Source organism: Tsukamurella sp. USMM236, assembly GCF_037148755.1.
Taxonomy (GTDB): Bacteria; Actinomycetota; Actinomycetes; order Mycobacteriales; family Mycobacteriaceae; genus Tsukamurella.
Window position 1 is genome coordinate 113687 of sequence record NZ_JBBCSS010000007.1, and the last position, 15532, is coordinate 129218.

Annotated in this window: 14 protein-coding genes; 11 read left to right on the forward strand and 3 right to left on the reverse strand. The window is 69.2% G+C overall.

Annotated elements, in window-relative coordinates; translation table 11 throughout:
• Position 1: 1 nt before the first annotated feature.
• Positions 2 to 1225: a branched-chain amino acid ABC transporter substrate-binding protein gene (locus WFK95_RS20515; RefSeq protein WP_336671776.1), complete on the reverse strand. Its 1224-nt coding sequence runs from the start codon at positions 1223 to 1225 to the stop codon at positions 2 to 4.
• Positions 1226 to 1342: 117 nt separating this feature from the next.
• Positions 1343 to 1957 carry a TetR/AcrR family transcriptional regulator gene (locus WFK95_RS20520; protein WP_336671777.1) on the reverse strand — a complete coding sequence of 205 codons (615 nt, stop codon included), beginning with the start codon at positions 1955 to 1957 and terminating at the stop codon, positions 1343 to 1345.
• A 65-nt stretch (positions 1958 to 2022) separates the two neighbouring features.
• Between WFK95_RS20520 and WFK95_RS20525 the strand changes: the two genes are divergently transcribed.
• The 4 genes from WFK95_RS20525 (at position 2023) to WFK95_RS20540 (ending at position 7501) form a co-directional block, all read left to right on the forward strand.
• Entirely contained in the window at positions 2023 to 2946 is a 924-nt protein-coding gene (locus WFK95_RS20525) for a metal-dependent hydrolase (protein WP_336671778.1), read from the forward strand.
• A 3-nt stretch (positions 2947 to 2949) separates the two neighbouring features.
• Entirely contained in the window at positions 2950 to 4101 is a 1152-nt protein-coding gene (locus WFK95_RS20530) for a hypothetical protein (protein ID WP_336671779.1), read from the forward strand.
• Positions 4102 to 4142: 41 nt separating this feature from the next.
• Positions 4143 to 5450: a KasA/KasB family beta-ketoacyl-ACP synthase gene (locus tag WFK95_RS20535; protein ID WP_336671780.1), complete on the forward strand. Its 1308-nt coding sequence runs from the start codon at positions 4143 to 4145 to the stop codon at positions 5448 to 5450.
• 152 nt (positions 5451 to 5602) lie between these two features.
• On the forward strand, positions 5603 to 7501 hold the full coding sequence (locus WFK95_RS20540; protein ID WP_336671781.1) for a DNA/RNA non-specific endonuclease: 1899 nt from the start codon (positions 5603 to 5605) through the stop codon (positions 7499 to 7501).
• Here the strand turns inward: WFK95_RS20540 and WFK95_RS20545 are convergent, their stop codons facing one another.
• A complete protein-coding gene (locus WFK95_RS20545; protein ID WP_336671782.1) occupies positions 7502 to 8149 on the reverse strand; it encodes a TetR/AcrR family transcriptional regulator in 648 nt (215 codons plus the stop codon). It abuts the gene before it with no gap.
• Positions 8150 to 8263: 114 nt separating this feature from the next.
• Between WFK95_RS20545 and WFK95_RS20550 the strand changes: the two genes are divergently transcribed.
• Genes WFK95_RS20550 through WFK95_RS20580 form a run of 7 tightly spaced genes read left to right on the forward strand, consistent with a single transcriptional unit; the run spans position 8264 to position 15493 of the window.
• A complete protein-coding gene (locus tag WFK95_RS20550; protein ID WP_336671783.1) occupies positions 8264 to 9130 on the forward strand; it encodes an alpha/beta fold hydrolase in 867 nt (288 codons plus the stop codon).
• Positions 9127 to 10128 (forward strand): VOC family protein, encoded by a 1002-nt coding sequence (locus WFK95_RS20555; protein WP_336671784.1) that lies wholly within the window; start codon positions 9127 to 9129, stop codon positions 10126 to 10128. The genes WFK95_RS20550 and WFK95_RS20555 overlap by 4 nt, the downstream gene beginning before the upstream one ends.
• Complete coding sequence (gene mhpA, locus WFK95_RS20560; RefSeq protein WP_336671785.1) at positions 10125 to 11825, forward strand: bifunctional 3-(3-hydroxy-phenyl)propionate/3-hydroxycinnamic acid hydroxylase MhpA; 1701 nt, start codon at positions 10125 to 10127, stop codon at positions 11823 to 11825. The genes WFK95_RS20555 and mhpA overlap by 4 nt, the downstream gene beginning before the upstream one ends.
• On the forward strand, positions 11822 to 12655 hold the full coding sequence (locus tag WFK95_RS20565; protein ID WP_336671786.1) for a 2-keto-4-pentenoate hydratase: 834 nt from the start codon (positions 11822 to 11824) through the stop codon (positions 12653 to 12655). The genes mhpA and WFK95_RS20565 overlap by 4 nt, the downstream gene beginning before the upstream one ends.
• Positions 12652 to 13755, forward strand: a complete 1104-nt coding sequence (locus WFK95_RS20570; protein WP_336671787.1) for an amidohydrolase family protein — start codon at positions 12652 to 12654, stop codon at positions 13753 to 13755. Before WFK95_RS20565 ends, WFK95_RS20570 begins: the two co-directional genes overlap by 4 nt.
• Positions 13752 to 14510, forward strand: coding sequence for a 1-acyl-sn-glycerol-3-phosphate acyltransferase (locus tag WFK95_RS20575; protein ID WP_336671788.1), 759 nt, complete (start codon positions 13752 to 13754; stop codon positions 14508 to 14510). Before WFK95_RS20570 ends, WFK95_RS20575 begins: the two co-directional genes overlap by 4 nt.
• Before the next feature lie 14 nt (positions 14511 to 14524).
• On the forward strand, positions 14525 to 15493 hold the full coding sequence (locus WFK95_RS20580; protein WP_336671789.1) for a hypothetical protein: 969 nt from the start codon (positions 14525 to 14527) through the stop codon (positions 15491 to 15493).
• The last annotated feature ends 39 nt before the right edge of the window (positions 15494 to 15532 follow it).

The following is a 15532-nucleotide window of genomic DNA, read 5'->3' on the forward strand; positions in this document are numbered from 1 at the left end:
GCTACTGGACCTTGTACATCCAGATCAGGGCGGACGTCAGCTCGCCTTGGGGTGTCCACTGGTACTGGCGGGCCAGGCCGGTTCCGTTGTAGGTCTTGACGTAGTCGAGCAGCTCGGCGCGGGTCCGCTTGCCCTCGGAAATGCCCTTCATGAGGATGGTCGCCAGGTCGTAGGCCTCGACGGAGTAGACGCCGGGGTCCTGGTTGAACGCGGTCCGGTAGTCGGACTTGAACGGGTCCTTCGACGGGCCGCAGGGGCACGAGAGGAAGGCGCCGTTCGCCGCGGATCCGGCCTGCTCCACGAACTTCGGATCGTTCACGCCGTCCGCCGAGACGAAGACGGAGCTCACGCCCTGGTTTTTCAGCTGCTGGATCAGCGGCGCGGCCTCCGCGTAGTAGCCGGAGTAGAAGACGGCGTCGGGCTTGGCCTGCGCGACCTTGTTCACCACGGCGGCGAAGTCCCGCTCCTTGGCCTTGACGTCGGCGTCGCAGGAGGGGTCGTGCGCCGCGCCGAGCCCCTCGGTGATCGTCTTCGCGAGGCCGACGCCGTAGGTCGAATCGTCCTTGATGACGCAGACCTTCTTGTAGCCGAGCTTGCCCGCGAGGTACTTGGCCACCGCGGGCCCCTGCACGGCGTCGTTCGCGAGGCCGCGGAAGAAGGTGCGCCACCCCTGGGTCGAGAGGTCCGGGTTGGTGGCCGAGGCCGTGGTGGAGACCAGGCCCGCCTGGGCGAGGACCGGGCCGGTGGCCTTCGTCTCGCCGGAGAACGCGGGGCCGATCAGGCCGATGATCGCGGCGTCGTTGATCACCGACGGGATCACCTGGGTGGCCTTCTGCGGGTCGCCCTCGGTGTCGAAGGCCTTGAGGATGATCTTGCAGTTGGGATTGGCCTTGTTGTGCTGATCGACGGCGAGCTGCGCGCCGTTGCGGATGTTGATGCCCAGCGCCGCATTGTCGCCCTGCAGGGCGCCGGCGGTGGCGATCGTGGTGTCCGGGCACGCCGCGGTACCCAATTCGGACGGCAGAACGGGTTTGCTCGATTCGTCGGGCTTGACCTCATTGCCATTGGTGTCGATCTGAGCCACCGGGACGATGCTCAACGCTCCGGCTCCACCTCCGGAGGAATTCGCCCCGCCGCCCGACGTGGATTTGTCCCCACATCCGGAAAGGACGAGAACCGTTGCGGTGCATACCGCCACGCCGCTCATGACTAGACGACGATTCATCTGGAGCCTCCATCGATGGCACGGATATAGGAGGAACCTAGACCCGCTATCGCCGATGCGCGGCCCCAATGGCGGATATCGATCGCCGATGTTCCGCAGAATTAACAGCGGCGCCGATCAATTCGTGACTCCACCTAAATTCAAGGCCGGTTTCCGCACCGCCGGCGCGACCCAATCGTGCAGGAATGCGCGGAGCTGATCGGGTGTCCGGCGTGGGTCCCCCGGAGAGATGAAGAAGGACTGCATGATGCGCAGCTGGAACTCGACGAGGTCGCGCAGCCGCGCCTCGTCGTAGCCGTGGGCCGGCCAGTCGACGTCGAAGCGCTGGATCATGGTCATCCCGAAGGCCATGGCCTGTCCGGAGGCGATGGCCTCCGTGTGGGCGTGCTCCCCCGCGAGCATGAGCTTCAGGTGCGGGGCGCGCGGCACCTCGTCGAGCGTGAAGACGATGCCCTCGACGACGGCGTCGGCCGGGTCGCCGATGCCGCACAGGTGCGCGGCGAGCCGGTCGAGGAAGGCGCCGACGGCCTGCACTGCCGCGGCCTGGAGCAGGGCGTCGACCGTCGGGAAGTACCGGTAGACGGTCTGCCGGATCACCCCCAGCGCGTCGGCGACCTCCGCGATCGACGTGGTGCCGCGCTCGCCGATGAGCTCGACCGCGGCGGCCACGATCCGCGCCGCGGCCTCGTCGTCGCCCGCCGGCGGCGATCCGCCCCATCCCCTGCGTGCCATCGCCCCAGACTACAGCTTCGCGCGTTCTCAACATACAGAACGTGTTCTATGTGTATGTTCACCTCATGACGGACCTGCACCCCCGCAAGATGGACTTCCACTTCGACGAGGCGCCCGTGCCCTTCCTGTGGAACCCGGACAACCCCGCCTTCTCGTCGATGATGAACGCGGTCAGCTTCCTCGCTGTGGGCTTCGAGAAGATGATCGTCAAGCTGATCCTGCAGTTGCGCAAGGAGTTCGCCGACCCCGAGGTCGCCGCGGAGGCGACGGCGTTCATGCAGCAGGAGGGGCACCACTCGACCGCGCACCGTCGCCACGTCCAGGCCCTGATCGCCCAGTACCCCGGCCTGGAGAACACCCTCGACGCCGTGATCGGCGAGTTCGACCTGCTCACCGAGGCGACCTCGACCGATTACCGGCTGGCGTACACCGCCGACTTGGAGGCGACGTTCACCCCCGTCTTCAAGCTCATGCTCGACAACGAGAAGGCGCTCTTCCGCCCCGGCGACGACCGCGTGGCGTCGATGTTCCTGTGGCATTTCGTGGAGGAGGTGGAGCACCGCAGTTCCGCGCTCATCATCTACAACGCCATCGTGGGCAGCGAGGTGTACCGGATGCGGATGGCGCCGTCGATCTTCGCGCACGTGCTCAAGGTGATCCGCATCGCGTGCGCGGGATTCAACCATCATGTGCCGCTCAGGGATCGGCAGGTCGACGCCCTGTCGATGTTCGGCCGATACCGGCTCAAGCAGAAGATGCTGGTCGCGGTGGCGCCGCACCTGACGAAGGGCGCCATGCCTCGCGCTTTCGACGTGCTCCCGAAGGCTGAGCAGGCCGTCGCGATGAAGGGCATCATCCGCAGCCAGATGCCGCTGCACGACCCGGCGCACGAGAATCTGCCGGTGCTCGCCGGCGAGTGGCTGCGCCGCTACGACAGCGGCATCGACTGCACGCGCTGGTACGCCTCGGACGCGGCGATCGGGGCCTGACCGATGGACCTGTGCACACCGACCTTCGACGCCCTCGCGCGCCGGATGGGCTTCACCTGCGACGACACGGGCGGGCTCGTCTCCGTCCGCAGCCCGTTCCAGCTGGAGAACTGGACGATGCCGGTCCTCGAGCTGCTCATCATCACCGGTTCGGTGCTCATGCTGGCGTACGCGATCCGACGGTGGCGACGCGACGGCGACGCGACGAACCTGGCGGTGTGGTTCGGCGCGACCGCCTACCTGTTTGTCATCGAGCCGCCGCTCTACTTCCCCGGCGCCTTCGGCATCGACGGCTACGTGGACACGATGTTCGCGCACAATCTGTTCACGGTCGAGTTCCTGTGGGGCCGGCTGCCGCTCTACATCGTGGCGATCTACCCGATGATGGCGACGATGTCCTTCGAGATCGTCCGCATGCTCGGCGTCTTCCGGCGGTGCGGGATCGTCCTCGGGGCGTGCACCGTCGGGCTGGTGCACGGCGCCTTCTACGAGATCTTCGACCACCTCGGCCCGCAGCTGCGCTGGTGGGAGTGGGCCCCGGAGAATCCGATCAACCTGCCCTTCTTCGCGTCCGTCCCGATGGGATCGGTGGTGGTCTTCGCGGCGCTGTGGCCGATGTCGCTGGCGCTGTGCGTGCAGTTCATGGTCGGGCGGCACGTGGACGCGGGCGCGCGGTTCACCGGCCCACAGCTGGTGTGGCGCACCGTCGTGATCGGCCTCGCGGCCTCGGTGGGCACGTTCGTCCTGCCCCTGCCCGCCACGATCCTGGGCCTGGCGGGCGACACCGTGCGCGGCACCGTCTACGCCCTGGAACTGGCACTCATGGCCGGGGCGGCCCTGTACGCGATCCGACGGTGCCTGGCCCCCGGGCCCGGCGCACCGTCGATCCCGGCTCACCGGAACCGGCTCGTCCAGGCCTACGCAGTGGCGTACCTGGTGGTCTTCGGCGTGCTATGGGCGACGGCCCTGCCGGCCTTCTTCGGCGCGAAGGACGGCCTGACGGAGGCCGGCGACCCCGTCGGGAACCTGCCCTTCACGCTGCTCTGTTTCGCGATCGCGATCGGGGTCGTGACTGCCGTCACACGCCCCGGAGCAGGGGTGAACCGAACGGTTCGTGACGATCCCACAAGACACGGGGGCGAAGTTCTCACCTGAGAACAGCCGAATGTGGGTTTCGATCCTGTTTCATGGAAGTCATGGCAGACATCCGGAGTTTCAGCACGCTCGGCGGACAGTTCCCCAACGTCGTGGTCACCGCGATCGAGATGACCACCTCGATCGGCACCGACACCGAGTCCACGTGGGCGGGCCTCCTGGCCGGCAAGAGCGGCATTCGCGAGCTCAAGGGCGATTTCATCGGCGTCGACATCGCCGACCTCCCGGTCCGCTTCGGCGGCCAGCTCCTCGAGGACCCCACCTCCGAGGTCCCCGAGCGTCCCGACCGCAAGTACGCGGGCGACATCAGCAAGCAGCACGTCAGCAAGCGCCGCATGTCCTATGTGGAGCAGGCCGCGCACGTCATCACCAAGCGCCTCTGGGACAACGCGGGCCGCCCCGACGTCGACCACAACCGCCTCGCGGCGGTCGTCGGCACCGGTCTCGGCGGCGGCGAGTCGATGGTCGAGGCCGTCGACGCGCTGCGCGATCACGGCGTCCGCAAGGTCTCGCCGTTCACCGTGCAGATGGCCATGCCGAACGGCGCTTGCGCCGTCTCGGCGCTGGAGATCGGCGCCCGCGCCGGTGCCATCGCCCCCGTCTCGGCCTGCTCGACCGGCAACGAGGCCATCGCCCACGCCTGGCGCCAGATCGTCATGGGCGACGCCGACATCGCGGTCTGCGGCGGCATCGAGGGCAAGATCGACAGCCCCGTCATCGCCCCGTTCGCCATGATGCGCGCCCTCTCGACCCGCAACGACGATCCGCTGCACGCCTCGCGTCCGTTCGACAAGGACCGCGACGGCTTCGTCTTCGGCGAGGCCCAGACGCTGATGATCATCGAGACCGAGGAGCACGCCCTCGCCCGCGGCGCGAAGCCCATCGCGCGCCTGCTCGGCGCCGGCATCACCTCCGACGGCTACCACATGGTCTCCCCCGACGTGGAGGGCGGCGGCGCCGCTCGCGCCATGAAGCGCGCCATGGAGACCGCCGGCCTCAAGCGCGAGGACATCGACTACATCAACGCACACGCCACCGCGACCCCGATCGGCGACACCGCCGAGGCCAAGGCCATCAACGCGGTCGTCGGCACCGACGCGGCGATCTACGCCCCGAAGGGCGCGCTCGGCCACTCGATCGGCGCCGTCGGCGCCCTCGAGGCTGCGCTGACGGTGCTGTCGCTCCGCGACGGCATCATCCCGCCGACCCTCAACCTGGACAACCAGGACCCCGAGATCGAGCTCGACGTGGTTCACGGCGAGGCGCGCAAGGGCGACTACAAGTACGCGCTGAACAACTCGTTCGGCTTCGGCGGCCACGACGTGGCACTCGCCTTCGGCAAGTACTGATCTTCTTCACCAGGCCCGGCGGTCGGGATTGCATCCCGGCCGCCGGTTCTGTCGTTTCCGACGGTGCGCGGTGGGAGCGGGCTGCACGCGCATAGCTCGTTGGGCGTGTTCTCACCGAGCCGCATTCCACCTTCTCGCCTACCGTTGAAGTTATGGCCGGAAACAAACGGAAGCCCGCCGCACCGTCGACCGAGCAGGCCAAGGACGCGCCTTCCGCCTCCACGGAGGCGCTGCGCAGGTTCGTGCGCGCCCGCGCCTCCGACTTCCTCGCCGACCCGAACGTGACGTCGGTGGGGATCGGTCACAAGGTCGTCGACGGCAAGCCCACCGATACCGTCGCGGTGCAGTTCACCGTGCGCCGGAAGGTCGCGCCCGAGGCCCTCGAGAGCCTGGGCACCGCGTTGCTACCGGAGTCGGTCGAGGTCGACGGCGTCACCGTGCCTACGGATGTGCTCGAGCGCAGCTACGAACTCTCGTACCGGATCGTCGCCGAACCCGAGGCGGCACCGGCCGAGGCCAAGGCCCGGCTGGACCCGATCCGCCCGGGCATCAGCGTCGGCAACGTCAAAGTCTCCGCCGGCACCATCGGCGCGATCGTCTACGACCGCACCGACGGCACCCCACTGATCCTGTCGAACTGGCACGTCCTGGGCGGCCCCGACGGGACGATCGGCGACACCGTCGTCCAGCCCGGCGCTTACGACGACGACCGGGTGGACGACAACCGCCTCGGGGTGCTGTACCGCTCCCACCTCGGGGTCGCCGGAGACTGCGCCGTCGCCACCGTCGAGGACCGCGGCTACACCCCGGAACCGCTCGGGCTGACCGTCGCGCCGACCGAGCTCGGCGAACCCGAACTCGGCGACAAGGTGATCAAGAGCGGCCGCACCACCGGCGTCACCCACGGCCTCGTGCGGCGCATCGACGTCGTCGTCAAGATCGACTACGGCGGCAGCGTCGGGGAGCAACAGATCGGCGGCTTCGAGATCGGGCCGGACCCCAGAAACCCCGCCCCCGACAACGAGATCAGCATGGGCGGCGACTCCGGAGCTGTCTGGCTGTTCAAGGCCGCCAACGGCCGTCCCACGGGAGTCTTCGCAGGCCTGCACTTCGGCGGTGAGGCCACGGGCAGCCCGGACGAACACGCGCTCGCCTGCCTCGGCAAGTCCGTGTTCACCAAGCTCGGCATCACCCTCACACCGCCCGCCGGCGCCCCCACCGCGCAGGCCGCCCCGGCCGCTCGGATCGGCGCCGGTTACGACCCCGATTTCCTCAGCACGGCGGTACCGGCACCCGCGGTGGATGCGAGCCTGGCCGACGACGCCGTCGAGGTCGGCGGCAGCCCGGTCATCGATTACACGCACTTCTCGCTGACGCAGAGCCGATCGCGGCGCCTCACCCGCTGGGTCGCCTGGAACATCGACGGCACCACCCTGACAAGCATCGACCGTAGCGGTTCGAAGTTCGTCAAGGATCCGCGCCTACCCGAGGACACCCAGGTCGGGAACGAGCTGTACACCGGCAATCGGATCGACCGCGGGCACGTCGCCCGCCGGGCCGACCTCACCTGGGGCAGCCCGTCCGAGGCCGAGCAGGCCAACACCGACTCGTTCTACTACACCAACATCTCCCCGCAGGTCGAGGACTTCAATCAGAGTGCCCGCCAGGGCATCTGGGGGCTGATCGAGAACGCCGTCCTCACCGACGCCGAGGCGGAGGACCTCAAGGTGAGCGTCTTCGGCGGCCCCGTCTTCGGCGAGGACGACCGCACCTACCGGGGCGTCGCGCTCCCCCGCGAGTTCTTCAAGGTCGTCGCGTTCGTCGGCGACGGGAAGCTCGTCGCCCGAGGATTCCTGCTCACCCAGAACCTCGACCGGCTCGAGGCACTCGACCTCGACGAGTTCCGCGCCTACCAGGTGAGCCTGCCGACGATCGAGGAACGGACCAAGCTGCGCTTCCCGAACGAGCTGCACAGCGGTGACACCTACGCGGCGCCGGAGAGCCTCGCCGACCACGAACCGCTGGCCAACCTCGGAGACATCGCCTGGTAGTCAGACCGGCAGCGTGATCGTCGGGAGCGGTAGGGCCACGATGCGGTCGGCGTCCTCCCGCTCGACACCGAGCTGGAGCAGGACGTGCCGGGCGTAGTCGTCGGAGGCCCGGGCGTCGTCGCGATCCGGGTCGGCGTCGAGGAGCTGGATCAGCCCGAGCAGGGCTCCGCCCGACATCATCAGCGCCATCTCGACGTCCGGCACCGTGAACCGTCCGGCGTCGATGCCGCGGCGAAGGTCCGCGAGCGCGCGGGGGCGTAGTCCGCGGTCGGTGAGCAGTACCGACATGCCCTGATGCAGGATCACCCGGACGAGCTCCGGCAGGTGCCGCTGCAGTCGGCCGACCATGCGGAAGCTCACCGCGAAGACCTCTGCGGGATCGTCGATGCCGCGAACGACCTGGTCCCGCAGGTCGCCCCAGTCGTCGAGCACGCTGGCCACGGCCTCAGCGAACAGCTCTTCCTTGGTGTCGAAGTGGTTGTAGAAGCTGCCGAAGCCCACGCCGGCCTCGTCGGTGATCTCCTGCACACTCACGGCCGGCCGCCCGTCGGCGAGGAGCCTCCGGGCGGCGCCGATCAGGGCGTTTCGCGTGCGGGCCCGGCGCGGGTCGGGCCGCCGCGCGGACGCATCAGCGGTCTCGGTGGTCATGTCTGCCGACTCCCTCCAGCGAAGTTCTTGGATGAATCTATCAGAAACCTCTTGACATCGCTGGCCGACTTTCTGATGATGTTGTCAGAAACTTCATCGAGCGAGAGGCCCAGGATGACTTCCACCACCGCCACGCGAACCGAGCGCACCGTCGAGGTCGGGCGCCGCCGGATCTTCGTGACCGAGGCGGGCGAGGGCACTCCCGTCGTCCTGCTGCACGGAGGCGGCCCCGGCGCGACGGGCGCCTCGAACTACTCGCGCAACATCGACGCACTCGCCGAGAAGTTCCGCGTGACCGTGCCCGACATGCCCGGCTACGGGCGGTCGAGCAAGGACATCGACCAGAGTGATCCGTTCGGCGATCTCGCGATGTTCGTGCGCGGCCTGCTCGACGAGCTCGACATCGAGCGGGCGCACCTCGTCGGCAATTCGTACGGTGGGGCGGCGGCCCTGCGGCTCGCGATGGATCGGCCCGACCGCGTCGGCAAGCTGATCCTCATGGGCCCCGGCGGCATCGGCACCACCCGCGCGCTGCCGACGAAGGGACTCAACGCGCTCCTGGGCTACTACGGCGGCGACGGCCCGAGCAAGGAGAAGCTCAGCGAGTTCATCCGCGAGTACCTGGTCTACGACTCCTCCGCCATCGGGGACGACCTCATCGATCTCCGCTATCAGGCGAGCATCGTGCCGGACGTGGTGGCGAACCCGCCGCTGCGTCGCCCCTCCGGCCCCACCGCACTGCGCACGCTCCTGCGCATGGATCTCACGCGCGACCGGCGTCTGGCGGACGTGCAGGCCCCGACCCTGGTGATCTGGGGCGCCGACGATAAGGTCAACCGCCCGGCCGGCGGGCCCGCGTTGGCCAAGACGATGCCGAACTGCGACCTGTACGTCGCGGCGCACACGGGGCACTGGGTGCAGTGGGAGCGCGCGGACCTGTTCAACGACCTCGCGAGCGCCTTCCTCGGCGGCGACGCATGACGGCGGTCTTCGGCGCCGTCCATCTCGGCTACCTCGCGGTGGAGTCCCGGAAGATGCAGCAGTGGCACCGTTTCGGCGCGGATGCCGTCGGCCTGCACGTCGACGAGCTCGATGCCGACACCCTCCGGTTCCGGCTCGACGAGAACGAGTGCCGCTTCCTCATCCGCCGCGGCCAGGCCGAGGACCTGATGGCGATCGGCTGGCAGGTCGACGATCACGAAACCTTCGACGAGATCCTGCGGCGCGTGAGCGATCGCGGCGTCCCCATCGTCGAGGGCACCGCCGACGAGGCCGCGCTGCGCGGCGTCGAGCGACTCTGGCGGTTCCCCGGCCCGAAAGGTCTTGCGCAGGAGATCTTCACGGCCGCCAGGACCACGACGAAGCCGCTGCGCATGCTCACCTCCGGCTACGTGACCGGCGCTTCCGGCATGGGGCACGTCGCGATCACCTCCCGGAACCCGGCGAGCATCCACCGCTACTACGGCACCGTCTTCGATTCGCGGCTCTCCGACTACATCGACGAGAACATCAACGGCCTCACACTCAAGATCCGGTTCCTGCGGGTCAACGAACGGCACCACTCGATCGCCGTCGCGGGCCTGAACCATCTGCCCGTCGACCCCATCCGCACCCGCGCACAGCACGTCAACATCCAGGTCGCCGACCTGGACGACATGCTCGCCGCCTACCAGCGGGTCCGGGACCTCGGTTTCCGGATCGCGTGGACCGTCGGGCAACACACCAACGACCGCGAGCTGTCGTTCTACTGCGTCACGCCGTCGGGCTTCGAACTCGAGGTCGGGTGGAACCCCGTCGTCGTCACCCCCGAGCTCGAGGCCGCGTGGCAGCCCACGACGTATCAGGGCATCAGCATCTGGGGCCACGACACGGTCCACATGACCGACAACCTCGCGCAGGTCCGCGAAGCGATCCGCAACCTCCGCCGCCCCGAACGAGGCGTCCCCGCCCTCAGCACACCGATCGGAACCACGAAGTGAACGACTACGACGTCGCCGTCGTGGGCCTCGGCCCCACCGGCCTGACCCTCGCCCACCTCCTCGGCCGACGGGGGCTATCCGTCCTCGTCCTGGAACGGGAACCGCACTTCTACGGCAACGCCCGCGCCGTCTACACCGACGACGAGGCCCTGCGCGTCTTCCAGACGGCCGGCGTCGCCGACGAGATCCACGCGGACATGAACGTCGACTCCGCGGTCCAGTGGGTGACCTCGGACGGTGAGGTCCTCGTGCAGTTCCGCCAGCCCCAGCGCCCGCTGTGGTGGCCGGTGACGAACTTCTTCTATCAGCCGTACCTGGAGACGAAGCTGGGGGACGCGCTCGTCCGCCACCCGAACGTCGAGGTCCGGCGGGGCCGCGAGGTGATCGACTTCCACCAGGACGGCGCCGGGGTGACCGTCGTCCATGCGACGTCCACCGGCAGCGGGTACGGCAAGCAGGACAACGTGATCGACGATGCCACCCGCGAGACGGTGCGCGCGTCCTACCTCGTCGGGGCCGACGGTGGCCGCAGCGTCATCCGCACTCGCCTCGAGATCGACATGAGCGGCAAGAGCTTCCCCGAGCGGTGGCTCGTCGTCGACCTCGCGGCCAAGGACGGCGCCGACCCGTTCCGCCACCTGCCCTACTTCGACTTCGTCTGCGACCCCGACATGCCGACGGTGAGCTGCCCGCAGCCCGGCGGGCATCACCGGTTCGAGTTCAACCTCTCCGAGGACGACGAGAAGGACGAGTTCGAGTCCGATGCGACGGTGCGCCGCCTCATCGGACGGTACGTCGACGTCGACGAGGTCACCGTTGCGCGACGCCTGGTCTACACCTTCAACGCGGTCATCGCCGACCGCTGGCGCGAGGGCCGGATCCTGCTCGCCGGCGACGCCGCGCACATGACCCCGCAGTTCATCGGACAGGGCATGAACGCCGGTGTCCGCGATGCGGACAACCTCTCCTGGAAGCTCCAGGCCATCCTGCAGCACGGGGCGGATCCCGCGATCCTCGACACCTACGAGTCCGAGCGCCGGCACCACGCGAAGGCGATGATCGACCTCTCCGTCTTCAACAAGTCGCTCGTCTCCGTGCAGAGCCCGGCCCTCGCGCGGTCCCGCGACCTCGCGCTGCGCACGGCGATCCACGTGCCGGCGCTCGGCGCGTGGGTCCGACGGGCGGGGATGAAGCCCAAGCCGCGCTTCCGTCGTGGCGAGTACCTGGGCCTCGAGCGCCGACCGGTACGCGGCATCGAGGGCACACTGCCGCCGCAGCCCATGGTGCGGCGCTACGACGGACATCGGGTCCGGCTCGACGACGCGCTCGGCATCGGTTGGGCCGTCATCGGATTCGAGGCCGACCCGCGCGAGCTTCTCGCCGCCGACGCCGCCGTGTGGGAGCGCCTCGGCGCGAGCTTCGCGACGATCTACCGCTCTGGCGCGCGACCGCAGGGTCGGATCGGCGACGGCCGGCGGCAGGCGGGCCTCGTCGACTTGGAGGACACCGACGACGTGCTGACGTCGTGGCTCCGCCGCGCCGGGCACCGTCCGGGCACCGTCGTGGTCCTGCGGCCCGACAAGTACGTCTTCGGCGCGAGCCGCGACGGTGCGCACCTGACCCGCGAGGTGCAGCGTCGCCTCCGGCTCGCACCCGCCGACTCCCCCACCCGCATTGCCACCGGAAGGCCCGCATGAGCACCGACACCATCACCACCGCCGCGCGGCGACTGCTGACCGCGACCGACCGTCGCAACCCCTGCGCGCCGGTGCGCGACCTCATCGGTTCCACCGATGTCACGGCCGCGTACGCCGTGCAGCAGCTGCTGACCCAGGACCGGATCGAGCGCGGCGGCGTCGTCGTCGGGCACAAGATCGGCCTGACCAACCGCATCGTCCAGCAGCAGCTCGGCGTCGACCGACCCGACTTCGGGGTGCTCTTCGCCGACATGGACTACTCCGACAGGCCGGTCCCACGGACGGCGCTACTGCAGCCGAAGGTCGAGGCGGAGATCGCGTTCGTCCTGGGCGAGGACCTGGTCGGCGAGCTCACGGTCGAGACGGTCCGACGGGCCGTCGCTCGCAGCCACGCCGCGATCGAAGTCGTCGACAGCCGGGTCGCGCAGTGGGACATCAGCTACGCCGACACCGTCGCCGACAACGCCAGTGCCGGCGTCTACGTCCTCGGCGACCGCCTCCCCGCCGGCGTCGATCCCTCGTCGGTGCGGATGACGATGACCGTCAATGCCGAGACTGCGTCCACCGGCTACGGGACGGACTGCCTCGGCGGCCCGCTCAACGCGGTGCTGTGGCTCGCGGAGACGGCTCGCGATCTGGGTGAGCCGCTGCGCGCCGGCCACGTCATCCTCTCCGGAGCACTCGGCCCCATGGTCACCGTCGGCCCGGGCGACCACGTCGAGGCGCGGATCGTCCTCGGCGACGAGACGATCGGTGCCGCGGTCGTCGACTTCGCACCCGAACCGCCACTGCCTTCCACCTCCCCGCTGACGAACGGACCGATCCGATGATCAACCGCCGCAACCTCCTCGCCGGCGCTGCGACCGCCGCCGGCGCAGCGACTCTCGGTGCCGCCGCCCTCGGCGCTTCCTCGGCCAACGCCGAACCCGCGAAGAATTTCACCGCGCCCAAGGGGCAGTACCGGATCGACCTGCACGCGCACTTCCTTCCCCCGGAGTACCGGTCGGCGCTGCTCTCGCACGGCCACTTCACCATCGGCGGCTATCCCACGCCGACGTGGTCACCCGAGGCCGACATCGCCTTCCAGGACTACTACGGGATCTCCGCCCGCGTACTGGCCGTCTCGGATCCGGGCGTCTCGTTCCTCCCGGGCAAGGAGGCCGCAGACCTGGCGCGGTACTGCAACACCTACGCCGCGGACCTGATCAAGCGCCACCCCAAGCGGTTCGGCAGCTTCGCCGTCCTACCGATGCCCAACATTATCGCGTCGATCGCGGAGCTCGCCTATGCGCTCGACGTGCTGCACCTCGACGGTGTCACCCTGCTCAGCGCATACGACGGCGTCTACCTCGGTGACCCGCGTTTCGAACCGCTGATGATGGAACTCAACCGACGCTCGGCCTACGTCTTCGTCCACCCCGCCGCGATCCCCGACGACGCGAAACCGCACCTGCCGCTGCCGGATTTCCTCGCCGAGTTCACCTTCGACACCACGCGTGCCGCAATGATGATGATGACGACCGGTGTCACCAAGCGCTACCCGAACATCCGGTTCCAGCTCTCCCACGCCGGCGGCACCCTCCCGTTCCTGACCCACCGCATCGGCGTCGCCTCGCAGACCGGCCTCGGTCGGCTACCACTACCGAAGATCTCTCTGCTCGACGTCCAGTCCCAGGTCGCCGGCATGTACTACGACACCGCGCTGAGCGCGGCCCCCACCGCGATGAACAGCGTCCTCGCCGCAACCAGTCGCGACCACGTCGTTTTCGGCAGCGACTGGCCCTTCTCGGCACTCGTCCTCGACCAGCACGGCGACCGCGACCCCGCGCCGGGGCTCAGCGAGACCTTCACCACCGAGCAACGTCTGGAGATCGAGCGGCACAATCCCCTCAAGCAACTTCCACGACTGAAGAACGCGATCGGGAGATGACGGACTGGAGCGACCGGATCGCGCGTGCCCTCGAGACGGCCGTCGCGTTGTACAACCGGCACGAGACCACCGTCGCGGCACCGATCCCCGACGAGGCGGTGCTGTTCGTGGCCAATCACGGCTTCGGCGGGGTCTTCGACCTCAACGTCGTCGCGTTCGGCATCGCCCACCGCGCCAGCGGCGACGACCGCCCGGTGATCGCGCTGACGCACCAGGTGGCCTGGCAACTCGGCGTCGGAAAGCTCCTCGAACCCTTCGGCGCCCGGCCCGCCGGCCGCGCAACCGCCGACGAGGCCCTGGCCGACGGCAAGCACGTCCTCGTCTTCCCCGGCGGCGACATCGACGCCTTCAAGTCCTGGAAGGACCGCAACACGGTGATGTTCGCGGGCCGGGCGGGCTTCGCCCGCCTCGCACGGGAGGTCGGCGTCCCGATCGTGCCCGTGGTCACCAGCGGTGGCGGGGAATCCGTCATCGTCCTCGACGACGGTGCCGCCCTCGCCGAGGCGACCGGTGCGCGCGAGCGATTCCGCCTACACCGCCTGCCGGTCACCGTCTCCATCCCCTGGGGGATCAACATCGGCACCGTCGGCCTGCTCCCGTACGTACCACTGCCCACCAAACTCCGCACCACCTTCCTGCCCGCCATGCACCCCTTCCCTGCAGAACCCGACGAGGACTACGCCGACCGGGTTCGCACCGCGATGCAGACCGAGCTCGACCGCCAGACCCGCCACCGGCGCCCGATCATCGGGTGAGAGGAGCAGACCCCATGCAGCGCACCGAACTCCACAGCTCGAGCCGACCGCCCCGCCGGATCCCCGCAGTCCAGGCCCTGACCGCCCTCGCGGCGGCTGCCGCACTCGCTGCTACGGGCGGATGCGGCACGGGCGCGACCGACGGTCTCGCGTCCTCGGCTGCGACGCTCCCCCGCACAGCAGCACCGCACACGGTCGCGGCCACCGACGCCGGCGTGCCGTGGGCCTCCGCCGACCAGGCGCAGCTCCACCCCGGCCTGCAGGCGTACACCGACGACGGCCAATGCACGACCAACTTCGTCTTCACCGACGCCCGGGGCGAGGTGTACCTCGGGCAAGCCGCGCACTGCGGTTACGTCGGTACCGAGAAGCTCCCGAACGGCTGCACCGCGAAGAACGTCCCGCTCGGCACCCCCGTCGACCTACGGACCGGTGGCTCGCGCCGCACCGAAGGCACCACTGTGGCAACCGGAACTCTCGCCTACGACAGCTGGGCGGCCATGCAGGCCGCGGGCGAGAAGGACCCCCGTACGTGCGCCCACAACGATTTCGCACTGATCCGGATCCCCAAGAGCCTGGCGGGATCCGTCAACCCGTCGCTCCCGCATTGGGGCGGTCCCGTGGACCTCAGCGTCGACCAGCTCAACGCCGGTGATCGCGCCTACGGTTTCGGCGATTCCTCGCTGCGGGGCGGCAGGAACGCACTGTCGCCGCACATCGGCACGGCGGATGCGGTCGCCGACCCGGACAGCGACGGCTGGGCCCACACCGTCACCGCGGTACGGCCCGGCGTCCCCGGTGACAGCGGCTCCGGCTACGTCGACTCGCAGGGCCGTGCGCTGGGCACCCTGTCCACGCTCAGCCTGTCGGTGCCACCACGGAACACCCTCAGCGACCTCAGCCGAGAGCTGCGCTACGCCCAGCAGCACTCCGGCATCCCGGGGCTGCGCCTGGTGCTCGGTACCGAACCGTTCCACACCTGACGGCCCGGCTCTGCACCCCCACACCTCGCCCACCTACGG